We start from the raw sequence: 24,327 nt of genomic DNA on the forward strand, positions 1-24,327 counted from the left end.
AAATAATATTGGTTAAATATACTTAATAGGTTAAATTAACTGGTGATAAATGCTTATTTAATATGCCAAAAGTCACACTTTGTTCAATCTTTAATCATTAAAAAAACGCTGAGGCCAACATGCAAAACACCAACATTATTACTCAGTCAAACACCATGAGTGACTGCTTAGAGCACGTTTCTAAAGCGGCTAAATTGAATCGACCGATGCTGGTTTGTGGTGAGCGCGGAAGCGGCAAAGAAATGATCGCCGCGCGCTTGCATTATTTGTCTTCTCGTTGGGAGCAGCCATACATTAAAGTAAACTGCGCAGCATTAACCGAAACCTTATTGGAATCTGAATTATTTGGCCATGAAGCTGGAGCATTTACCGGTGCATCCAAAGTTCATAAAGGTAAGTTTGAACGAGCAGATGGCGGAACATTATTTTTAGATGAAGTCGGCACCATGAGTGGTGCGTTACAAGAAAAATTATTGCGTGTCATCGAGTACGGGGAATTCGAACGAGTAGGCAGTCAAACGTTGCGTCAATTAGATGTAAGAGTGATAGGGGCAACTCATGAAGACTTGCCAAAAATGGTCGATGAAGGTCATTTTCGAGCAGATCTTTTAGATCGTTTAGCATTTGATGTCATCAACGTGCCGCCCCTTCGTGAGCGCGACCAAGATGTTGAATTATTAGCGGAACACTTTGCGCAAAAAATGGCGCTAGAATTAGAGTGGCCATATTTTCCAGGTTTTAGTAAAAAATGCATGACACAATTAAATCAAGAAAAATGGCCGGGTAATATTAGACAATTAAAAAATACAATTGAGCGCAGTATGTATTTATGGATGGATGAAGACGAAGTGGCATCAGGTGAATTAAAACAAATTTCATCGTTGATTTTAGATCCATTTGCAAAAGATCATCTTGATGTTTTAGATTTGAAAAATGAAAAAAAATCGAAAAAAATTATGCCGTTTTCAATGAAAGTAAAAATGGAAGAACAAGAAAAAAATTATCTAAAACAAGCATTAATTCAAAGCGATTTTAAACAAGTCAAAGCCGCGGAATTTTTGCAAATTACCTATCATCAAATAAGAGCATTGATCCGTAAATACCCAGAGGTTCTAAATAAATAAAAATATTAGTTGGAAGGTAAAGCTCGGTTGTTGAGTTTAAAATTCAAATTTTGTTTAACCCCCGCCCATTCATTGCTGATAATGCTAAAAATAACGGAGTCACGAATACGGCCATTTGGCATGATGCGATCATTCCTTAAAATACCTTCTTGTTTAGCGCCTAATCGCAAAATAGCATTTCGTGAAGTGGTGTTCATATAATCTGTTAAAAACTCCATACGAATTAATTGCATGGTTTCAAACCCATGAGTCAACATCAATAATTTAGCTTCAGTATTAATCGCCGATTTTTGAAAAGACTTAGCAATAAACGTAAAACCTATTTCACATTTTTTGTGGGCAGGTTGATATTGCATAAAACGTGTTGAGCCGATTACCTTGCCACTTTTAATATCAATGGTTGCAAAAGTCAGTCCAAAATCATTTTCAAATTGATCAATCGCTATTTGAATAAACGCATCCACATTGTCAGGGTGGGGCACTAATGTGAAGAATAATTCATTCAAATCCCCATCTTTAATCGCATCACAAATACCCTGTTTGTGCTCAAAACTTAATGGCTCAAGTCGAACGTGCTGTCCTTGTAATGTGGTGCGATTAAACATGGTGCGTTCCTAATATGGATATCTAGTTTAGTAATGGTGTTAAAATAATGATAGAAACATGAGTAAAAGTAAGTGCAAAAAAACCAGCTAAAACATCATCAATCATAATGCCAAACCCGCCGTGAACTTTTTGATCTAACCATTTAATCGGCCAAGGTTTTAAAATATCAAAAAATCTAAAAAAAACAAAACCAAGAAACGTATACAGGGCATATTGAGCAACACTAAAAGTGGTGGTATCAGCTAAATAAATAAGAGGCGCCATCGTGATCCAAAAACCCACAAACTCATCCCAAACAATTCCGCCGTGATCATGCACGCCCATGTCTTTACTGGCACGATCGCAGAAATAGACACCCACTATAAAACTTAACGTCACAATGGCAATAAAGGCATACAAATGCAAAAAGCTTAATGCTATAAAAAAGGGAATAGCCGCCAACGTCCCAAACGTACCCGGTGCTTTTTTAGCCGCACCACTGCCTAGACCGAATGCTAAAAAATGCACCCAATGGTTTTTCCAATTACGATGTGGATTTTCTGCGATCATGAGTTTGCCTTGATAGATAAAATAGTGGGGGGAGTATATAGAATTGCGTTTTGCATTCCAATTAATGGAAATGAATTTGATATGAGCAATGATTAAAAATGCTGATACCCAAGCTTAGAAAACTGCGCAGTAATCGACTCACTCTTTGTATCCACAATATCAACCAAACCCGTTTGCATATTACCAATCACAGTAATGTGATTGTCTTCAATCCACTGTTGGTGTTTAGCATCAATGGTAAAACACACTTGATAATCATCGCCGCCCGTTAAAGCAAATTTTTGTGCTTGTTTGTGGTCGTGCTCATTTTTGATTGCAGAACTTAAAGGTAAATGATCAACCTCTAAACACGCTTGTAATTGACTGTGACGACACAAATGCAATAAATCTTGTAACAGTCCGTCTGAGATATCAATGGCGCTGGTGGCTTTGTTTGCAAGCTCGGGTAATAAATGCGCCGGTGGTTTTGGGTAGTAAAAACTGTTTAATAACGCGTGTTGGTCTTCGTTTAATTCTGTTTGTTCTAATAACTCTACAGCCGCACCTGCGTTTCCAATGTTGCCTGTTACGCAAATTAAGTCGCCTGCTTTTGCGCCTTTGCGTTGTATAGGTGTCTCGCATTCGCCGTGTACTTGTATGGTGATGACACTGGCGTTTTTTAATTTTGTTTTTGTTGTATCGCCACCTAACAAGTCAATTTTAAAATCTTGAGCTGCTTGTTTTAAACCTTGGCTGAATTGTTCTAACCACACTTCGTCTTTGCAAAAGGTAATGGCCAATGTGAAAAAAATCGGTTTGGCCCCCATTGCAATTAAGTCACTGACTGAGCTTGCAAGCGCGCGATAGCCTACGCCATGAGCGGGGCTGCTTGATAAGAAGTGGACATTTTCAACTAGGGTGTCTACAGAGATCGCAATGGGTGACTCGCTTTTAAATACAAGACAGTCATCACCGTTGGGGATTTGGATGCTGGTGTTGCTTGTATGAAAGCTTGGCCAGTTTTGAAAATAACGGGCGATTAATTCAAACTCGCCCGAGGTTGTACTTGTCATATTTTTATTTGCCACGGATTTCAACAGAGCGTAAACGCTGTGCTAATTTGTCTAAAATTCCGTTGATGTATTTGAAACCATCGGTTGCGCCAAACGCTTTTGCTAGTTCAACGTTTTCGTTGATCACAACTTTGTATGGTACGTCTGGGCGGTGCATTAATTCAAATGTACCTTGGCGTAAAATGGATAATTCAATCGGTGTTAAATCATCTAAGTTACGATCTAATAATTTTTCGAATGCAACATCTAATTCAGCACCGTTGTTTGCAATCGAGCGGAACATTTGTGTGAAGTATTCGTTATCGATTTTGCCCATGTCTTGGTCAACGGCAAATTCTGCTTCTACATCGGTACTGCTTGCGCCAGTAAAGGCCATTTTGTATAACGCTTGTACACACATTTGACGTGCGCGTTTACGTTGATTAATGCTTGGCTTTTTTGGTGCTTTTTCTTGATCTGTCATTTTCATTCTCGTGTGTTTTGTTTAGATGTAGGATTGATATTTTTGCCAATTTTTTTCGACATAAATGTCGAACCTACGAATTATTTTTTAACCAATTTCGGCTAAAAGGTTTACCATTTCTAAAGCAGTAATTGCGGCTTCTTCGCCTTTGTTACCTGCTTTACATCCTGCACGTTCAATCGCTTGTTCGATGCTATCAACCGTTAATACACCAAAGGTGACAGGAATATCCAGTTCTAGATTCAAGCTTGCAATGCCATTAGTGCATGCGCCTGAAACGTATTCAAAATGTGGGGTACCGCCACGAATCACCGCGCCTAGCGTGATGATTGCATCAGGCTTTTGTGCTTTGGCGACTTTTTTAACAACAAGCGGAATCTCAAACGCACCCGGCGCACGGATGATCGTGATTTGATCTTCTTTGATGCCATGGCGTTTTAAACAATCTAACGCGCCTTCTAATAAATCTTCAACAATAAATGAATTCCAACGACCGACAACAATGGCGAATTTTTTATCGTTAGCAACTAAGTTGCCTTCTATTGTTTTTATGTTCATTTTTTATTCTCTTTTAATTTTTAGTCTCTTCAAAAAATTAAACTTAAAGAGTCATGATGTTTGTAGGTCGACATTTATGTCGTCTGTTTTTATCTTTTCAAAAAATTAAATTTCAGGAGTAAACGGAATATACTCAACCACTTCCAAACCAAATCCACCAATACCACCAAACTTCATTGGGCTACTTAATAAACGCATTTTACCCACATTTAAATGTCTTAAAATTTGCGAGCCTGTACCAATGGTTTTGTAAGTCCCGGATTTATCCAGTTGTGGATTACGCTTGCTCGGGCTGCGATTTAATAAAAAATCGACTTCACGTTGCACGTCACTGCCGTCGTTTGTGTTTAATAATACCACGACTCCGCACCCGTCTTCTGAAACTTTACGTAACGAATGCCCAAGTGACCAACCGGGTTTGTCGTTGTTTTTCACACCAATTAAGTCACGTAGCGTTTGTGCTACATGCACTCTTACCAAACAAGGCTCGTCAGTTTTGATCTCGCCTTTGCTAAGTGCGATGTGTGTGCCGCCTTCAATGGAGTCTTCAAACACGGTTAATGTGAAATCGCCGTAGCGTGTTTCAACGGTTTGTGTCTCAACAGGTAGTGTGGTTTGTTCGTGCATGATGCGATATTGAATTAAGTCCGCAATCGTGCCGATTTTTAAATCGTGTTCTTTAGCAAATACTTCTAAATCAGGTCGGCGTGACATAGTGCCGTCTTCGTTCATGATTTCAACAATGGCCGCCGCTGGCGCTAAACCTGCTAAACGTGCTAAATCACAACCCGCTTCGGTATGACCGGCTCTACTTAATACGCCACCAGGCTGCGCTCGAAGTGGAAATATATGACCAGGTTGTACGATGTCGTCTTTTTCAGAATTTGGATCCACCGCTACTTGAATCGTGCGCGCACGATCTGCAGCCGAAATACCCGTTGTTACGCCTTCAGCCGCTTCAATAGATACAGTGAAAGGTGTTGAATATTTTGCATTGTTTGAGGCCACCATTGACGGTAACCCTAAAAAGTCACATCGCTCGCCGCTTAAAGTCAGGCAAATTAATCCGCGTGCTTTAGAGGCCATAAAGTTGATGATTTCAGGTGTGACTTTTTGTGCGCTTACGATTAAATCGCCTTCGTTTTCGCGATCTTCATCGTCCATCAAAATGACCATTTTGCCTTGGCGAATGTCTTCGATGATTTCTTCAATTGAATTTAATTGCATATCACTCACTTAGTGCTCACATTAGTATTTTGAATAAAACGAAACGTCATTTTGACATCAGCACCAATTTGGCGAATGTCGCTACGTTGTAATTTAATCGCTTGTGGCATGTGATCAATAATAAATCCCATGCTATTAATGCTGTTAGCGCCTAACAAAATAGGCGCTTGATACATAATAAAAGTATCCACAAGTTGATTTTGAATTAAATGACCTGCAAGCGTCGCGCCGCATTCCACCCAAACGTCGTTTATTTCTCGTTTACCTAGCTCTATCAAAATCGATTCAATATCTAGTTGATCATTTTTAATAGGGGTTTCAATTAACTCAATACCTTGATCTAAAAACGCTTGTTTGCGCTGATCGGTGGTTTTATTTGAGTTGAAAAATACAAGCGTGTTTGATGTGTCGTTTTGATAAATCGTAGAGGTAGGCGAGGTTTTTAAGCTGGCATCTAATACGGCTTTTAAAGGTTGCAGTGCAAAGTCGGCCTCTAATGGCCACTCGTCTGCTCGAACATTCATAGAAGGATTATCGGCAATCACCGTTTGGCTTGTGGTTAAAATACAGCCACTTAATGCACGATGTACCTGCACGTCTCGTCTGCTGTCGCTACTTGTTATCCACTTAGACTCGCCGTTTTTTAAAGCGATGTTGCCATCTAATGAGCAAGCCAGTTTTAAAGTAACCCATGGTTTGTGAGTTTGCATACGACTGAAAAACCCAGCCAATTGCTGTGTCACTTCACCTGCCATTAAGCCCCAAGTCACTTCAATGCCAGCGTCTTGTAAAATAGACACGCCTTTACCAGCCACCTGCGGATTAGAATCCAAACACGCAATCACAACTTTGCTCACGCCCGCTTTTACTAATGCATTGGCACAAGGCCCCGTTCTGCCAGTATGCGCACAGGGCTCTAACGTGACATAACAAGTGGTGCCAGTTGCTTCAAAATTGATTTGCTCTAATGCGTTAATTTCAGCATGGGCGTGGCCGGGAGTTTGAGTACAACCTTTTGCAAGCAACTGATTGTCTTTCACAATCACACAACCCACATTAGGATTGGGCTTGGCCCAAAAACGTGCAAGGTTTGCTTGCTGGATCGCAAGAGCCATCCACTTATAATCGTCTTTGCTAAACGAAGGGGCAGAATTAAATGGAAGGTTACTCATGATTGTTGAGCTTTTTGATTTCAGCGGTGAATTGATCCACATCTTCAAAGCGGCGATAAACCGAAGCAAAGCGCACAAACGCCACTTGGTCTAATTTTTTAAGCTCACTCATGACATGTTCGCCCACTATTAAAGCAGGTAATTCACGCTCGCCGGTAGCGCGCAGTTTTGCCATTATTCGAACGATCGACGCTTCGACTTCATCAACACTCACCGGACGGCGCTCTAGTGCACGCATCATTCCGTTACGAAGTTTGTCTTCGTTAAAAGGCTCGCGCGCCCCGTTTTGTTTGATCAGTTTAGGCAGTACCAGCTCGGCACTTTCAAAGGTAGTAAAACGCTCAAGGCATTCAATACACTCACGACGACGACGGATTTGCTCACCGGCTGCCACAAGACGTGAATCGATTACTTTAGTATCTTTTGCCGAACAGAACGGACAGAGCATACTTCACCTTAAAGAACGTTTTTAAAAAAGCGCGATTTTACGCGATTTTACCGCAGATATTAAGTTATTTTTGCGTTGTTTTAGGATTGTTGGGGTAAGTGGAGGGGGGAGGTTGAGGTTTGAACGGTACCTTTTGAATTTTAGTCGATATGTCGTCATCATTAAATAATGAGCGATTAGCCTCTATTGTTGCGCTTGCACGCTGAAGAAATTAAATTTATCCTAAATTTAATAATTATTTGAAATGTTAAAGTGGAGGTAATGAGGCAGTTTATTTGTGAGGCATGTAAAAGTGAAAGTGGTCTAAATAGACCTGAAGATTTTTATCGTCCGTTTTGTTCTTTCACTCTATATTTCTATTTTTGATCATCACAATACAATCAGATTTAGCATATAAAGTAATTGCTACAGCTTTAGTATTTATCGTAGCTTGTTTTGTATTGATTTCTAAATTAGGTTGCGTGATTTATACCAATTTGGAAGATAAGCGATCCACTAAAATTATGCATTCTATTTTTGGTTGGGTGAAAGGTTTAGTATTTACATTGATGAATTATATTTTGTTTGTGTAGTATCGGGATTTATCGTCACATGGATGTGATTTATTAGAATTGTGCGCACCTAAATGGATTTAGGTAGTAGAATTATGTCTGGAACAAATAATCGAGGATGCCAAAGCCGAAGAGCACGCAATTGTACCGAGAAAATCTAGTTCGGATTTTTTTTAAACCAATTTTAGATTTTTTCGAAAATGAATCCCGAACCTACACTCAAAACATCACTCCCCCAACAACTCAAACACAATCTCACGCATCCAGCGATTAGGGGTGTTATAACTCGTTGTGTAGCTGTTTATTTGTTCTAAAGGAATAAATAAAAAAGGTAACACGAGTTTCTGACTTTTTTAATTGCGATTATGTCAAATGTATTTACCTTAAACAAAATAAATAAAACTTATATAGTTTGCATCCATTTTCAATATTCAAACGTTTCTATTATTAACTACATAAAAATAGAGAATTTTAATGAACACAACATGGAATAAAATATGGATCTTAACTTGTGCAACACTAATGATTGCACTTCAAAGTTGTTATGCTGGGTTTGAGGATTTAAGTAATGAAACTAGCCCTGATAAAACGACCACCAGTAATATACAAGACACTCAAGGCCCAGAAATAAAATTAGTAGATGCAGATGTGATCGATATTTATCACAATTCTACCTATAGTGAATTAGGTGCGACTGTGACTGATAATATTGATCATGATTTAGATGTATTAATCACAGGCACAGTGGATACCGAAGTGGCGGGAGAATATTTCATAACGTATCAAGCAACGGATCTTGCCGGTAATCAATCAACTAAAATCCGTCAAATCAATGTTATAGAAGTGCCTTTTATTTTTACTATTTCAAAATATAATCCTTCGGATGAACTGACATTGGTGCTGAATGCTAGTGATGGTGTTTATAATTACAACGTTAACTGGACAGACAATGTAACTGATAAAGGGTTAACCGGTGGCGTGAATCACACATATGATTTTGGTGGCCCTTATCAAGTTTCAATCAGTGGTGTGTTTCCAAGTTTACAAATTTATTGCTCACTTTATTGTGAGATTACAGTTGAGCAATGGGGCAGTAATAATTGGCAGTCTTTGTATCAATTCCTCACTTATTTTCGAATTGTAAATATTAATGCGACAGATTCTCCAAATTTAAAAGACATTCAAAGTTTAGAACGTATGTTTGTCGGCAACGATAATGTGAATGGAAATTTAAATAACTGGGATACATCTAATATAAAGAATATAGATTCCATGTTGCTTTATTCTAAAAATGTTAACTTAAAAATTGATCAATGGGATGTATCAAATGTTGAAACAATGCAGGTTGCGTTTTCAGGAATTGAATCTCATACCTTAGATTTAAGTAAATGGAATGTGTCCAATTTAAAATACCTCGATGATACATTTTCTCAATCAACTGCATGTGATACTGACTTAAGCCGTTGGGATGTATCACAAGTAAAATCGGTCAAATTTTTATTTGCTAATTGCACGGGGTTAATTTCCGATGTGACTGGCTGGAATGTAAGCTCTTTTGAAAATTTAAATTTTGTTTTTGGTGGCGCGAGTTTATTCAATCAAGATCTTAGCCTTTGGGATGTATCAAATATCACTTCAATGGGATATTTATTTACTGAAGCCATTAATTTTAATCAAAACATTAATAATTGGGATGTATCAAATGTAAATAATATGCAAGGTGTTTTTAAAAAAGCTCAAAAGTTTAATCAAACGCTAAGCAGGTGGGGTGTTTCAAACGTCACCAATATGGATAGAATGTTTGAAAAAGCAATGAGCTTTAATCAACCCCTTGATAATTGGAATGTGTCGAATGTAAATACGATGATATCGATGTTTGCAGAGGCTACAAACTTTAATCAAAATTTATCTACATGGAATGTTTCAAATGTTGAAAATATGGCATTAATGTTTGCAAATGCAACAAGCTTTGATCAAGATTTATCTGCGTGGAATATTTCAAATGTTTGGGATATGGAACATATGTTTGATCGAGTTACGTTATCTACTGAACATTATGACGCGCTTTTAATTTCGTGGAGCGCACAAGATGTTCAAACTCATGTCCGTTTTAGTGGTGGCAATAGCCAATACACACCTAACTCTGCTGCTAGTGCTGCACGAGATGTTTTAATTTCCGTTTATAAATGGAGGATAACTGATGGTGGGCCTGTGTTAGTACAATAACTTTTAACAGAACCTAGCATGACACCCATTTTTAAAATTGTATTTCACTCTTGAGATGAAAGATCTGTCAAAAGACTCGACATGACACCCACTTTTAAAATTGGAGATCACACTCAATTTGATAAAATATATTAATTAATTTTGGTGAATTTTAGGAATGTACAAAAGAGGGGGACAATTTTTGACTTCAATTTTTGACTAAGGTAAGTGAGTAGGTTCTATGATGAATCATAATATTGTAGGCTCGGGATTCGTTGTGAGAGAATCATGGTTTGGTTTTTCGGAACGATAGCATGCTCTTCGGCTTTGGCATCCTCGGCAATATGCTCCTGCATTACTCTACCATTTACTCCCTGTAAAAGTGCGTCGCTCTACCACCTAAGTCCATTTATGTTCTCAAAATGGGGAGGCTGGACAGAGCTTAATGCAATGAGTGGGTGTATAAAGCTATATCAACCACTTATTTACTTTACTTAGTAATTCCTCTTCATTAATGGGTTTGCTTATGTAGTCATCCATACCCACGCCAATGCATTTTTCTCGATCACCTTTCATAGCGTTTGCTGTCATTGCTATGATTGGAAGTGTTCGGTTGTTTGGGGTTAATTCTGTATTTGCCTGTCCTTTTCGTATCGCAATTGTGGTTTCGTAACCATCCATTTCAGGCATTAAACAATCCATAAAAATAAGTTTGTATCCAGTGCGTTTTTTTTGATTTTTTAAAAGCGCTAACGCTTCGATGCCATTATTTGCGATTTCAACTGTCAGGTTAAACGATTCAAGTAATGCTATGGCGATTTCTTGATTTACCCAATTGTCTTCAACTAATAAAACTTTATTGATTGTTCGTTTATTTGTAATTTCGAGCTGTGAGTGCTCAATTGATGATTTGTTATTTTCATGAATATTGATTTTTTTTGATTCTTGAATGTCGTGATGGTGTGTTGGTGTTTCTTCAAGACTCATTAATAATTCTTCAAAAATAATGGGTTTGCCAATTTCTGCATGGATTCCCATTTTTTTATAATCGGTGGAGTTAGACAGTTGATATATTTTTGAAAGTAATACGATTTTTAAATTGGGTAAATTTCGAATAATATTTTTGGAAATCTCTTCAGTTTGATTGCCCGTAGTGGATGTATCCATTATTAAAAAGTCAGGAGTGAGCTCAGTTATTTTTTCGATGCTATGTTCGTTGTATTCTATACATTCAGGTCGAATACTGATCTTTGATAGCAATCTTGATAAAATAAATTCTCCTAATTTATTATTTTCAATGATTACTATTTTTATATTTTTAAATTTATTATTCGGCCTTGGTAAGGCTTGTTGTATTTGTGATTGATTTTCAGGTATGCCTAATTTAATAGTAAAGGTGAATTCACTGCCTAAATTGGGTTCGCTATTCACGTTGACGTCACCTCCCATTAGATTACATAACTGTTTTACTATGGATAGGCCAAGCCCTGTTCCTCCAAATTTTCTGGTTGTGGAGGAGTCCACTTGAGAAAACGATTCAAATAACGTTTCTTTTTTATGTTTTTCAATGCCTATACCGCTATCTTTAATCGTGCATGAAAAAATCAAAGATTGATTCTCAATCAAATAAGGATTAATACTAATTAATATATCGCCAGTTTGAGTAAACTTAGTTGCATTATTAATTAGATTTGTCAGAATTTGTCTTATTCTTCCAGGATCTCCAAGTACGATGGCTATATCAAAATTTGTACTATCAAGCCAAACATCCAATCCTTTTTCTTGTGCATGAATCGCCATAGTTTGTGCTAGTTCGCCTGTCATTTTTAGAATATCAAATTCAACGTTTTCAATTTCTAGTTTACCAGCTTCAATTTTTGAAAAATCTAAAATATCATTTATGATCACTAATAAAGATTCTGCGCTGGTTTGTGCAATGCTGTTGTAATGAATTTGTTGCGAATTTAACTCGGTTTTAGCAAGTAAATCTAACATGCCAATCACCCCGTTCATAGGGGTGCGAATTTCATGGCTCATGCTTGCTAAAAATTCAGATTTTAATTTAGTGGTTTCTTGTTCTTTTTCTAATGCAACTTCAAGGTCGTGATATAAAATATGTTGTTCTGTAACATCTTGAATAAATAGAATGAAAGCCTGATCGTGTGCTTGTTTTATTTTAGAAATGGATATTGCTATATAAAGTAAATTCCCATTTTTACTTAAATCAATTTCAAAGTTTAAATTGTTTTTTTGTTTAATAGGATTTTTAATAAAATTGGATATACGCTCATCGTTAATTATTTTTTGAATGTCTGAATTTATAGCCGATTTCAAATCTTTTTTAAATAATGTACTGACCGCTAAATTGGCAGATTGGACAACTCCATGACTATCAATTAACAATAATGCATTTTTTGTATTGTTAAAAATAGCTTCTATATTGTCACTTTTAATATGTAATTCATTGAGCATTTTTACAACGTAATCATTAAGTTGATTAAAATAATTGGATAATTCATTTAGTTCATATATATAGTGAGCGGGTAGTTTTTTTGAAAGTACGTCATTATTTGTGACGATGCCTTTTAAACCATTCACTGTTTTTTGTATGGGTTTGATCACTAATTGATAAAGTAATAGTGAAATTGAAATAAATAATACAATATCGATTAATATAAATTGAAAAATTTGAATATTAAATGCTTCACGTTTCTTTCTTTCAAGAATGCTATGGTCAACTACTAAATATAGGTTGCCCACCTTTTCTGAAATATCTCTATTACTAAAGGTAAGTTCAACAGGGGCTGTTGCATTATCTTTTAATAAGAATTGTTGTGCATTTAAGTTTAACTCATTCAGTCTTTGTGTATTTGCAACTTGGTATTCAGTTTTTCCTTCATATTCAATGAAAATACCTAGTAATAAATTGTTTTTAATTTCAATATTCAAATTTTCTAATATTGCTTCGGAATTATAATTCCATAATAAAAGAGGAAGTGTTGAAGATAAACGATTTTGTATATTTAATATTTTATCTTTTGTTTGTTCATTTATTTCTTTGTTATATCGCTCGTAATTTATAAAAATAAATAAAAGTAAAATACTGCTTTGTATTAGCAGTACAAAAAACGTTATTAAAGCAAGTAAACGAACTTTCATCTATTCGCCAAAGTTATTTAAAATTTTTGATAAGTCCCCGGATTCTTTTAATTTTAAAAGCCCTGAATTAAATATGGAAATGATAGTTTTACATTGTGGGTTAGTGTTTGAGCAAGTGATATGTAATGGGGTTTCATCTAATGCGTTATTGGTGATACTTAGTTGATTTTCAAGATCCTTAGGGACATTAGCTTTGTAAGTGTATTCATCTTCGATGGTAAAATCGATACGATGTGAAGCCACTTTTTTAAGATTAGAAATTAGAGAGTCTGCAACGAAAAAAATAGCTTTCGAATGATCTAATATTTTACCATCGTATGCATATTCACGGATAACACCAATCATTTTGTTGTTTAAGTCCTCGCTTGAGTGATACTCAAATGGATCCTGTTTGCTTTTTATAAATATCAAACGGTTGTATAGATATGGGTCGCTGTAGCTCATAACTTTTAATCGTTCTTCTTTTAACCATACAGCAGGCAGGATATCGACCTTGGCTTTATCTAAATCTTCCAATGCCCTAGCCCAGGGTAGGTATTTAATAGAAATACTGTGCCCTTGGCGAGTGAATATCTCATTGATTAAAGCAATAGAAACGCCTTCATTCGCCTTGTTATTGTCTATATAAGGTGCCCATTGATAGCTGGCAACAGTAAAATTTTGTGCATAAGTTACGCTGCAAAAATTGACAAGAATAATAGGTAGAATGAATTTTAAATTAAATATAGTTTGATTCATTTCAAATTCCACGGTTACAAAGGTTAAGAGTTGTTTTAAAAATCTAAGGTTTGGCTTAGTTATTTATGGATTCCTTAAGTGTAGAAGAGGTTGGCTAGAATTCATTTTTTAATTAATCGTTACATTTTTTGGCCATGTATAAGTTTTGGGGGGGAATTGATAAAAATGGGGAACACTACCTTGTTTAAAAGTTATTAAAAATTCATACTAAGCACTTTCATTTATAAGCTAGGTCACTCTCAAGTGTGTATTTTTATTAACTCTGTTATAAAGTATTAGGAATTACTAAAATGGATTGCTTTTCACATTTTTTCCAATCATTGATTAAACGAATGTTTCAAATTGTTGTATTAATTTCATTACTTGTAATTATTCTTACTCCTTTTAATCAAATTGGCCAACCCTTTCAAAACGTGACAAAAACTGGATTTGAGTATGGCTATCAATATGTCACTTTTGATGGTTCATCTTTAAATTCAGCAAATATAGGCGATAGGTTAAATTTTTATCGCTTCAATCCAGAATGGTATCAGCCTATCGGTTAGGTTCAAGTAATACAAAAAAATCACAATAATTATAAAGCAATGGTAATAGATAGCTCATTTGTATTTCCTTCTGGAGTACAAGGGAATGTGATTGGTTATAGTAATAAAAAGGTGGAAGTGAATATTGGCTCAAGTGAAGGGTTAATATTAGGACAAACATTAATTCTCTTTTATGGTCAAAATCGAGTTGGAGAAAGCAAAGTAATCGAAGTAGGAGAAACTTCATCAATCGCTAGTATTACTTATTTAAGTGAAAAATTTTCCCCAAATCAAATATTAAAATTTCAATCAAGTATTTATATCGTGCCCAATGCCGTGTATTTACCAACAAATACATTTATACGATATTTTCAATGGTCAATTTTAATGTTGGTTGTAGGTTTGTGGTTATGCACTTTTTTTTGATTTGGTAAAAATATTTGGCCAACTATCGCTAAAAATATTCAAAGAATGACGAAAGTTGTGTTTCAGAATTCGGCTCGGTTTTGGTTGATACTCATTGGTTTACCAATTACTTACGTATTAGGTGCGTTACTATGGTATTTGATCACGCATTTATATTGGGTTATTTCAATTCATTTCTTTCATATTAGTGTAAAGCATTATCCTGATGTAGGTATTTGGCCCACCCGAATACTAATGGCAGGATTGTATTATTTTCTTTTATTTAAAAATATAAACCCATTAATTTATGTGTATCGTTCTTTTGATTATAAACCACAGGCTTTCTTTGGAGTTTCGAAGGGGTTACGCCCATATTTAATTTGGGCATTGCACTTAATTGTATTTTGGGCATTTGCATACACGCTGGGTACAGTTATTACAATTAATTTGCGAAGTATAGTCAATATAGGGTGGGGAAATTTTATTGAAAAAAGTGCGGTTATTACGCCATGGTTATTTGGCTGGTTAGACGATTTAGTACCTTCTATTTCACATGAAAAATTTTTTTGGGATCATATTTTTGAAATTTTAGTTCATATTATTAATGAGCCGATGAATTCATTAAACTCTCAATCGATGTTTTATATGATGCGTTTGGTCTTATGGTCGATAACAATTACATTATGTTTAAGTTTTTATTGTTATAGTGTATTTAGTATTCTATGGAGTCGAAAATTCATTCGGAATATCGATTTTACTTTGGCAGGTTGGGTGACCACAGGTATATGCTACAGCCCATTATTAGCTGGAGTACTCTATCAAATTACACCTAATGTAAATGGTGTAATACCAAATTTTGATGTGGATGCATGGAAATGGATGACACTGATTTGTGAATTATTATTAAATTTATTGTATACATTAACTGTTTTTAATATGGGTAAAAAATTTGGAGTACTTGTTGATAAAGGAGTAATAAAAACAGGGTTTTATGCAGTAATTAGACACCCAAGTTATTTGTTAGAAGTAATGATGTTTATCATGATTTCTATAGTTGCATTGTCAGGTATTTTGCAATGGATGGCGATCCTTGCACTAATTATTAAATATTGGTTTAGAGCAGAGCGGGAAGATCAATTTATGAGTGGCTCTAATCCTGAATATTTAGTTTATAAAAAACAAGTGCCTTTTAAATTTATCCCAGGTGTATATTAAAATATTAAACAATGTTTATTTAAATCAGTGCTGAATGTTTATTAGATACTAGTGAATTACAAGTTGGCGATTGAAAATTTACCTTATTCATTCGCACTGAAATTGGAACGCACCCTTGTTTTCATCTGATTGAGTATGAGAGATTCCTTAAGTTTTTCTAATATCATAATCGGGAACATTACTGAGTATTTTATTATTTTTGTATTTATTATCAGGCATAAAATAAAAATCATTAAACAGTTCGACAGATTGAATAGGTGATCAAAGCTACAGCCATTTTTTTGTTTGATCATGTGATCCTTAATTTAAATTGCAGGCGTTAAATATTGCAAATACAGTTTTTAGTTTTAGTTCCATGGTTAACATTAGTTTGATCTTAGCTGTCGATTTTTCATAAATAAATTGAAATTAATGCGAATGTTAGTAATTATCATTTGCAGAAATAATCTATTAAAAAAGGGTTTTTTTATCTAAAAATCAGAAATATCCTACAGTATTAACTTAAAAATCTTTTATTATGGGTTTTTTCTTAATGTTAATTTTAGGGACAGTTATGAGTAACAATTTAACCAAGTATTCATTAGAGTATTATTTAAACGATCACTTAGTAAAAAACACGATACAAGGATTTACCAGTGTTGCTGATTTTATTAATCAATACCATCAATCCAAGACTATGCAGCAAGACACGCATTATCAGCGTTTGCATCAAGCAATTACAACGCGCTCTTCAGTGTGCAGCTTTTGTGGTGTAGGTTGCTCATTTACCGTTGCTAAAACCCATAAACAACAAGAAAGGCTGATTGCCACAAGTGACTTAGGTTTGTGTGTTAAAGGACAGTCATCATTATTAACTGGTGGATTTAAACAGCGTCAACAACGTTTGGCTCATAAACAGATTGAAGATGATCGAATAACCTCACCAATGATTCGAGGACACAATGGAAAACTAAAAGCGGTTAGTTGGGATGAAGCTTTAGATCGTGCTGCTTGGTTGTTTTTACATGTGCGTGAATGGGTCGGTCCTGAGGCGGTTGCAATTTACGGCAACGGTCAAAAAACCATTGAAGCAATATGGATGGCTAGTTTATATAAATTGGTTTTTAATATTCCAACGATGGGTGCAAACAGTGAACATTGTTTAGCAAGTGCAGGCGCTGCACATACGATGAATTTTGGTAACGAAGCGGCTTTTACTCAAAAACAATTTGCTGAACTTGAGAAAAGTGATGTGATTATTTTACATGGCACCAACGCTAAAATTACTTTCCCGCAAGCATTTGAAAAAATAAAACGAAATACGAATGCTATTAAATATGTGATTGATCCTGTTAAAAGTGATAGTGCGGTTGATATATGTTTGGAGCCAAAAGGGGAGCATATTCAGTTTGAGCAAGGTGCGGATATTTTATTTAACTTGGCGGTGTGTCGTATTATTTTAGAAAATAATTGGCAGGATCAAACGTATATTGATCAGCATATTGACTCAGTAAGTTTTGCTGAATTTAAATCTCGTATTATGCAAGACGATTGTCAATTAGATAATGTCGCTAAAAACATCTGTCTAGAAAATCAAACCCCGCAACAAATCAAACAAACCATCTTAGAATATGCACAAACCATCGCAAAACCCAATTCAGAAGGTTATCGTAAAAAAATAGCCATTGTTTCTAGTATGGGCATTAATCAGAGTACTGGGTCTTATGGATTTTCAACTAATTTAAATATTTTATTGTTAACGGGAAATGTTGGTAGAGAAGGTGCTGGATCTGTGCGAATTGCAGGGCAGTCCAATGCGCCAAGTGAATTAATGCTAGGATTTAATTCAAAAAAATTAGTCTTTAACTTAAATCCATTAAACGATGAGCATCGACAAAAATTAGCCGATGAATTAAATATTCCATTAGAGAATATTCCCAACCGATTAGGTACTGCTGTTAATCAAATGGCTAATGATGATTTGTTATATTGCTTTATTTTTATTGGTACACAATTTACTAAAAATATGCCAAGACTCGGACATTGGCTGCGCAGATTAGGTCGAAGCTTTAATATTGTGATTGATTGTTTTATGGCGCAAGGCGTTGAAGAATATGCCGATGTGGTTTTTCCATCATTAACTTATAGCGAGCGCACAGGAACGATTCAACGTGGCGATCGTACTTTGCAATTACAACAAAATTTAACCCAAGCACCAGAAAATGCGTGGCACGATGAACAAATTTTGGCAAGGCTTGCATTAAAAATCGCTCAGCGTTTACAAAACGAAGACACAGCTAAATTAAATAAATTAGATGCAAAAATTGTCCATGACACCTTTGCAAAATACTTAGATCAAAATGGTAATGTGATGCCTGATAAAGTATTTGATCAAGTAGTAAAAACGTCCAAAAATTTGGAGGTTTATAATCAATTAGTAGATGAGAAAGGTTGCGATATCAGTCATCAATCTATGATTCATGCAGCAGGTCACGGAGTACAGTGGCAAGGAAATAGTCGATACCAACAAAAAATTGAACAATCATCATCGCAAAAAACTAACCCAATTTTTCCAAGTTTAATGCTTGAGCAAAAAGGCTTGGCAAAAGTAGTGACGCCACCTGAGCATTTAATTAAAAACTTAATTGTAAAACAAGATGATCGATTAAGAAGTTTGATTACAGGGCGAGGTCGTCCAGGATTAAACTTAAAACATTATATTGCGCGGTATAATTCAGGCGTAAAAACTTTACCTATTACAGGTAAAGATGACGATCAGTATTGGTTAGAAATTTCACCAAGTTACGCAACAAAAATGCATATTGTGCAAGGCCAATTGATTCGAATTTGTTCTCAACATGGATTTGTTTTTTGTCATGCATCTATTAATGAATTAATTGAAGATCAATTTCCATTTTTAGATTTTGTGCCAGGTGAAATAAATCGATTAACCAGTTATATGGAGGCCGATGCTAATACGAATCAAAGTTTTATTAAGCGCACCCCAATTCGTATCACAGCAGCTACACAAGCAGAAAGCAAAATTTGGCAAGGTGCAGATGTTGAGGTATTTAGTCAAAGTTGTGCAAGATTGTTTGCACACATACAACAGAAATACCCAACTTTTGCATTATTAAAATTATTTTTGCGCACACCCGATAATCATGATGATTGGTTGAGCTGGTCGCAACTGCAATTACCTAAAACAGAACAAGACATGCAAATTGCTGAAGCTGTAGCGGTGATTGCAGGATTTGTCCAGCAGTTTATGAATAATCAAGATTATAAAAAACAAGCAGCCAAAATGTTGCATCAATTAACGTTTGAACAACAACATCATTTTTACAGTATTTTAATGCCGATTTTACGCAAGCTTGATTACAGTAATGCCTTGTTGCCTTTATTGTCAGAAACCGTAGGCGATATGATTATGCTTGATCAAAAAGGTGACAAGCATATTAAAACATTATTTGAAGCTCATAATAGTGCCGTTTTAGAATTGAAAGAAGAAGTGGTAGGGGTTCAGTTATACGTTGCTATTAAGCGTGCATGCGATCAATTGTTTGGGAAAAATAATCCTGTGCCAATGGATGATATTTCAATTGTAAGTGGTATTGCTATTCCTTGTGCTGGTGACGTGCCTGCTTATTTAATGGGTGTCTCGCCTGCTGATTTACATTTGGGAAGGTTAATACATTGTCGCGCCATTGGTGGTAATAGCATTATGGTGATTAACACTAAAACCAATCAATCATGCAAAGTCGATGTGCATACGGGAATTTTGCCAAACGATAAAGAATTAAATCGATTGCGTGGACAGGTCATTGCAAAAAAACAAGCGGCAACAGATGTGGAGCATCGTCACTTTTTTGATGTATTAGAAGAATTGATTTTAGAATATGTATATAAAGGGGATGAAAATTTTTCTGTATATGAAGCCCAAGTTTTCCCATGGCAAGAATTTAAAGAAAAATTATCTTTTGCTCCTGCTAATAAAAAAGCATTTCGCGAGCATTTGATCAAATCTCAAGTTGGGTTGGAATTAACCAACGCATTAGTGTCATTAAATATTTTAGATGAAGCACGCGATCAAAAAGTAATCAACGTTTTGCATCAACAGGCACAATCACCAGATTTGCTGTTGGAAATACCAAGTGAGTTGTTAGGCCACAGTATTGAAGTGATCACCGAAGATACCAGTTTAAGTGCTGAACAAAAAATTATTAAAGTAATTGATAAATTTATTGGTCCCGTGCTTGAAAATGACGGAGGTAAAATAGACTATCTTGGGTTTGATGCAGTAGAAGGTGAAGTGTCCGTTCGATTTATAGGAAGCTGTGCAAATTGTCCTTGCTCAATGTTGTCATTAGAAACCATTGTGAAACCTCCTTTGTTAAAAATAGAAGGCGTGAAATCAATTGTACACAGAGGAAAGTTGCGCAATAACGAAATTGAGAAAATTGAAGAACAGCGAATTGATTTTGTGAATGTAGGGTAATCAATTGCTGTATTAAACGGCTCATCTCGCCTGGAGTACATGCAGGCGAGGTATTTAACATGCGACTATTGTGTTGTGTTTATTGTGTTGTGTTGTGTTTATTGTGTTGTGTTAATATTTGCGTTTCGTGCTTCCTCTAGAATTTAACATGTCATTAAATATCCACTCACTTTTTAAGAATATCCAATTGTTCCCCGTTATCTGGGGTTTCATATTCATTAACATTCTATTATTGATCACTCTTGAGTTGACTAGCATTCAAAGTATGCATGTTTTTTTTATGCCTGCTAATAAAGGTGAGCTGATTTCTAAATTTTGGACAGTCATTACCCCGTCGTTTATCCACTACACACTTTTGCATTTAATGACTAATTTGTATTTATTCTGGTTGCTAGGTGCACAGCTTGAAAAACATTCAAAAATGCAGTTTATTGCATTTGTAATGGCGACGGCTGTAATAAGTAATTGTGTACAATGGATTGTGGTTGGGCCAAATTTTGGCGGAATGTCTGGTGTTGTTTATGCTCTGCTTGGTTTTATTTGGATCACACAATATTTTAAGTCTAGTTATTATATCGACAACAGTATTGCCATGGTTTTGCTTGTTTTGATTCCAATAGGGTTTACAGGTTGGATTGGTAAGTTGGCAAATTATGCGCATGTTTCTGGTTTAATATCAGGTATAATAATTGGATTATTTTCATTATTCATTAATCAATTAAAGAAACCTTAAAATGTATCAATTCCGCACAATGAACATGAGTGACTTACCACAGGTTGTTAAATTTATTACCGACTTTGACGAAGATGATGGTAAGGAGGCTGAAGAAGACTTTCACGAAAGCGGGTTTGATAATCAATACGTCATTGAAGTGGATGAAAAGGTTGTAGGTGTCTCTGGTTTTAGATTGATTCCTGCTGCCGATAATGCAGCGTGGTTGTCTTGGACTTATGTGGATTGTGATTATCGGCGTCAAGGGCTTGGAAAAAAAATGCTACAAGACTTAATATTAGTCATGCGCGAAATGAATGTGCGAAAAGTCTTTGTTAAAGTGTCCGATTATTGTGATCCTGAAGATGGTGCAATTTATGAATCAGCAGAATATTTATATAAATCCGTTGGATTCAAATTAGAAGTAAAAAATGTTGATTTTTATGATGTAAATGAAAGCCAGTTTATTCTTGGGTTGAGTTTGATTGAAGACGATAATGAAGAGGTGGAAATTACAGAAGAAAAACCCGCCATTCATTTTATAAGTGTGATCGAAATAGCTGAAACTGAAGGATCGTATACTTTTGAATGGGATGTAAAAAAGAAGACACTCTTTGGAAAAGGAAATTTTACAGTGTTAGATTTGCAGGTTGGATTTGAAAACGTGCTTAATCGAGGTGGTCGAAAAGTTTTTTTGACTTTTCCTTCTAATTTACCTTTAATACATCCCCCATTAAAAGGGGCAGGATTTAAATACGTAGGACAGCTACAGGATTACTACGAAAAAGGCATTCACGAATATCATTTCGTTTATGATCTGCCTCAAACATAAATAATTTAACACTAAAGGAAACACCATGAACCCTCTTATTAAATACGGCGCAATTGCAGCAGTGATTGGCGGTATTGTAATATTTAACGGCGAATCAGATGGCTATAGCGATCAAGAAATTGATTTAAATGCGGTTTTAGATGTGACTGTTGATACAATTTATTCTTATCAAGACCAAATTGAAGCAAGTGGAACCCAAGAAGAATCTGACGCGCTTTTAGGTTTTTCGTCTGAATTGCAAACGAATTATAATTCAAAAGTACCAGCAATTTTTGAAGGCAATATTGGAGTTGAAATGAGAACCGACGCATCGTTTCTTGCATTTGATGATAAAGATAGTAATGGCGAACTTAGTGAAGGTGAGGACGCATTATTCTTAATTGAAATTGATGGCGAAAACAGTCGAGTGATTGCTTCAAGTCGAAGTGGTGCCGTAAATGATCATCACTTTAGTGGAACAGGGTTATTGGCAGGATTTTTATTAGGTAGTATTTTAAATCGTCAAAGCAAATTTGGTAATCCAGCAGGTGTTGCTAATAAGCAAAAAATTACATCTTCACAAGCAAATGCAAAAGCGCGTGCAGGATCGGGTAGTCATTCTAAAGGTAAATAAAACGTAACGACTTATCTGATGAATCAAGCATAAGTCGTTAACTGTATTTGCATCTCTCTCTGCGCTTTTCTGTGCAGAGTTCTTTTTACATATCATCGCAGTGAATCTCATGACAACTGAACAACACACTCTTACGAGTAAACAAATTAGTGTTTTACTTGTTTCTATTTTAATTGTCGCTTTATGCGGCATAGTTTATGAATTAATTATTGGTACAGTTTCTAGTTATTTATTAGGCAACAGCGTTTATCAATTTTCATTAACCATTGGTTTTTTTATGTTTGCTATGGGCTTAGGCTCATTAGCTTCAAAATATTTTGATGATAATTTTGTACGTAATTTTATTATTGTTGAAATTTTAATTGCACTAATTGGTGGCGTTTGTAGTTTATTATTATTTATGACCTTTCCATTTGCTAGAGTGCTTTATGAAACCGTTATGTATGGCTTGATATTGTCCATTGGGGCATTGGTAGGAATGGAGATACCTATTTTAACTGCACTATTATCACAGCGTGCAAAAATTAAAGATTCCATCGCTAATGTGATGTCCCTCGATTATATTGGTGCTTTAATAGGTTCGGTTTCGTTTCCATTGATATTGCTACCCACCTTGGGTTTGGTGCAATCCTCCTTTGCCATCGGTTTAATAAATATCTTTATTGCAATTATTAATGTGGTTGTATTTAGACATTATTTGAAACAGTTTAAGCTTTTATTGATATCTTGTTTTTTAATTTTAGCAGCTTTGATGTTATTTGTATTATATGGCGGTTACATAACACGATACGCAGAAAAACATTTATACTTTGATCAAGTGGTGTATTCAGAGCAAACTAAATATCAAAAATTAGTAGTTACAAGATCTGTGACAACCAGAGAGCAACGATTGTACATTGATGGTAATATTCAATTTTCATCAAGAGATGAATTTCGTTACCATGAATTTTTAGTACATCCTGTTTTATCTATTGACGGTTCTCGTGAAAACGTTTTAATTTTAGGAGGTGGTGACGGTTTAGCCGCAAGAGAAGTTTTAAAATACGATGATGTTAAACTGATTCATTTAGTTGATATTGATGCAGAAATGATCAGAATTTCAAGTGAGCTTCCTGTGTTAAACCGTCTCAATCAAAAAAGTTTACACTCAGGTCGTTTAACATCTTATAGTCAAGATGCATTTACATTTATAAACCAGCCAGGGATATTATATGACCGCGTGATCATTGATATGCCTGACCCGCATAATGAAGCTTTAAATAAACTTTACTCAAAAGAATTTTATACCATGATCAAACGCCGAATGACACCAGAGGGAATTTTAGTTAGTCAAAGCTCTTCGCCATTTTTTACGCGTAACGTGTATTGGAGTATTGAAAAAACATTGGATTATGTTTTCGAAAATACAATGAGCTATCACACGTCTTTGCCATCATTTGGAATATGGGGGTTTAATATGGCAAGGCAGTCAGAGATTCCAAAAGAATTTACAATTGATGTACCTACAAGATCAATTACTGGGGAAAGTATGATTGGTGCGCAAATATTTACTAAGGATTTAGCAAAATTAGATGCACCGGTGAATTCTTTGATGGAGCCTAAGCTTTATCATTTATATGTTGAAGATTTGAAATATTAAAGGAAAGTTTTAGAGGGTGAAATGTTAGTAAAAGGAATTAAACAACCAATTTCTAATG

20 protein-coding genes are annotated in these 24,327 nt (G+C 35.4%); 10 read left to right on the top strand and 10 right to left on the bottom strand.

Features of this window, described 5'->3' with window-relative positions:
- Positions 1–119 precede the first annotated feature (119 nt).
- Positions 120–1,124 carry a sigma 54-interacting transcriptional regulator gene (locus TYM08_RS01135; RefSeq protein ID WP_422381139.1) on the top strand — a complete coding sequence of 335 codons (1,005 nt, stop codon included), beginning with the start codon at positions 120–122 and terminating at the stop codon, positions 1,122–1,124.
- 5 nt (positions 1,125–1,129) lie between these two features.
- Here the strand turns inward: TYM08_RS01135 and TYM08_RS01140 are convergent, their stop codons facing one another.
- From TYM08_RS01140 to nrdR, 8 genes are all read right to left on the bottom strand, one after another.
- Entirely contained in the window at positions 1,130–1,729 is a 600-nt protein-coding gene (locus TYM08_RS01140) for a GNAT family N-acetyltransferase (RefSeq protein WP_422381140.1), read from the bottom strand.
- Positions 1,730–1,751: 22 nt separating this feature from the next.
- On the bottom strand, positions 1,752–2,279 hold the full coding sequence (locus tag TYM08_RS01145; protein WP_422381141.1) for a phosphatidylglycerophosphatase A family protein: 528 nt from the start codon (positions 2,277–2,279) through the stop codon (positions 1,752–1,754).
- 92 nt (positions 2,280–2,371) lie between these two features.
- Positions 2,372–3,331, bottom strand: coding sequence for a thiamine-phosphate kinase (gene thiL / locus TYM08_RS01150; RefSeq protein WP_422381142.1), 960 nt, complete (start codon positions 3,329–3,331; stop codon positions 2,372–2,374).
- 4 nt (positions 3,332–3,335) lie between these two features.
- Entirely contained in the window at positions 3,336–3,794 is a 459-nt protein-coding gene (nusB, locus tag TYM08_RS01155) for a transcription antitermination factor NusB (protein WP_422381143.1), read from the bottom strand.
- 87 nt (positions 3,795–3,881) lie between these two features.
- Positions 3,882–4,352 (bottom strand): 6,7-dimethyl-8-ribityllumazine synthase, encoded by a 471-nt coding sequence (ribH, locus tag TYM08_RS01160; RefSeq protein ID WP_422381144.1) that lies wholly within the window; start codon positions 4,350–4,352, stop codon positions 3,882–3,884.
- A gap of 105 nt (positions 4,353–4,457) precedes the next feature.
- The gene (ribBA, locus tag TYM08_RS01165) at positions 4,458–5,579 is read right to left on the bottom strand and encodes a bifunctional 3,4-dihydroxy-2-butanone-4-phosphate synthase/GTP cyclohydrolase II (RefSeq protein WP_422381145.1); all 1,122 of its coding nucleotides are present in this window, start codon (positions 5,577–5,579) and stop codon (positions 4,458–4,460) included.
- 5 nt (positions 5,580–5,584) lie between these two features.
- Positions 5,585–6,751 (bottom strand): bifunctional diaminohydroxyphosphoribosylaminopyrimidine deaminase/5-amino-6-(5-phosphoribosylamino)uracil reductase RibD, encoded by a 1,167-nt coding sequence (gene ribD, locus TYM08_RS01170; RefSeq protein WP_422381146.1) that lies wholly within the window; start codon positions 6,749–6,751, stop codon positions 5,585–5,587.
- Entirely contained in the window at positions 6,744–7,199 is a 456-nt protein-coding gene (gene nrdR, locus TYM08_RS01175; RefSeq protein ID WP_422381147.1) for a transcriptional regulator NrdR, read from the bottom strand. Before nrdR ends, ribD begins: the two co-directional genes overlap by 8 nt.
- Before the next feature lie 1,025 nt (positions 7,200–8,224).
- Between nrdR and TYM08_RS01180 the strand changes: the two genes are divergently transcribed.
- Positions 8,225–9,976 (top strand): BspA family leucine-rich repeat surface protein, encoded by a 1,752-nt coding sequence (locus TYM08_RS01180; protein ID WP_422381148.1) that lies wholly within the window; start codon positions 8,225–8,227, stop codon positions 9,974–9,976.
- A gap of 447 nt (positions 9,977–10,423) precedes the next feature.
- Here the strand turns inward: TYM08_RS01180 and TYM08_RS01185 are convergent, their stop codons facing one another.
- Together TYM08_RS01185 and TYM08_RS01190 are read right to left on the bottom strand one after the other, a co-directional pair.
- Positions 10,424–13,114, bottom strand: a complete 2,691-nt coding sequence (locus TYM08_RS01185; protein ID WP_422381149.1) for a response regulator — start codon at positions 13,112–13,114, stop codon at positions 10,424–10,426.
- Positions 13,115–13,852 (bottom strand): substrate-binding periplasmic protein, encoded by a 738-nt coding sequence (locus TYM08_RS01190; RefSeq protein ID WP_422381150.1) that lies wholly within the window; start codon positions 13,850–13,852, stop codon positions 13,115–13,117.
- Positions 13,853–14,184: 332 nt separating this feature from the next.
- Between TYM08_RS01190 and TYM08_RS01195 the strand changes: the two genes are divergently transcribed.
- The 8 genes from TYM08_RS01195 (at position 14,185) to TYM08_RS01230 (ending at position 24,269) form a co-directional block, all read left to right on the top strand.
- Positions 14,185–14,397, top strand: a complete 213-nt coding sequence (locus TYM08_RS01195) for a hypothetical protein (RefSeq protein ID WP_422381151.1) — start codon at positions 14,185–14,187, stop codon at positions 14,395–14,397.
- Between the two features lie 39 nt (positions 14,398–14,436).
- Positions 14,437–14,802 (top strand): hypothetical protein, encoded by a 366-nt coding sequence (locus TYM08_RS01200; RefSeq protein ID WP_422381152.1) that lies wholly within the window; start codon positions 14,437–14,439, stop codon positions 14,800–14,802.
- Between the two features lie 57 nt (positions 14,803–14,859).
- Positions 14,860–15,996 (top strand): methyltransferase family protein, encoded by a 1,137-nt coding sequence (locus TYM08_RS01205; RefSeq protein ID WP_422381153.1) that lies wholly within the window; start codon positions 14,860–14,862, stop codon positions 15,994–15,996.
- A gap of 553 nt (positions 15,997–16,549) precedes the next feature.
- Complete coding sequence (locus TYM08_RS01210; RefSeq protein ID WP_422381154.1) at positions 16,550–20,473, top strand: molybdopterin-dependent oxidoreductase; 3,924 nt, start codon at positions 16,550–16,552, stop codon at positions 20,471–20,473.
- 280 nt (positions 20,474–20,753) lie between these two features.
- Positions 20,754–21,206, top strand: a complete 453-nt coding sequence (locus TYM08_RS01215) for a rhomboid family intramembrane serine protease (protein WP_422381155.1) — start codon at positions 20,754–20,756, stop codon at positions 21,204–21,206.
- A gap of 1 nt (position 21,207) precedes the next feature.
- On the top strand, positions 21,208–22,017 hold the full coding sequence (locus TYM08_RS01220) for a GNAT family N-acetyltransferase (RefSeq protein ID WP_422381156.1): 810 nt from the start codon (positions 21,208–21,210) through the stop codon (positions 22,015–22,017).
- Positions 22,018–22,042: 25 nt separating this feature from the next.
- Positions 22,043–22,630, top strand: a complete 588-nt coding sequence (locus tag TYM08_RS01225; protein WP_422381157.1) for a hypothetical protein — start codon at positions 22,043–22,045, stop codon at positions 22,628–22,630.
- Positions 22,631–22,739: 109 nt separating this feature from the next.
- Entirely contained in the window at positions 22,740–24,269 is a 1,530-nt protein-coding gene (locus tag TYM08_RS01230) for a polyamine aminopropyltransferase (RefSeq protein WP_422381158.1), read from the top strand.
- Positions 24,270–24,327 lie beyond the last annotated feature (58 nt).

The sequence above is a fragment of the Marinicellulosiphila megalodicopiae genome (genome assembly GCF_045862395.1).
GTDB classification, from domain to species: Bacteria; Pseudomonadota; Gammaproteobacteria; order Pseudomonadales; family Natronospirillaceae; genus Marinicellulosiphila; species Marinicellulosiphila megalodicopiae.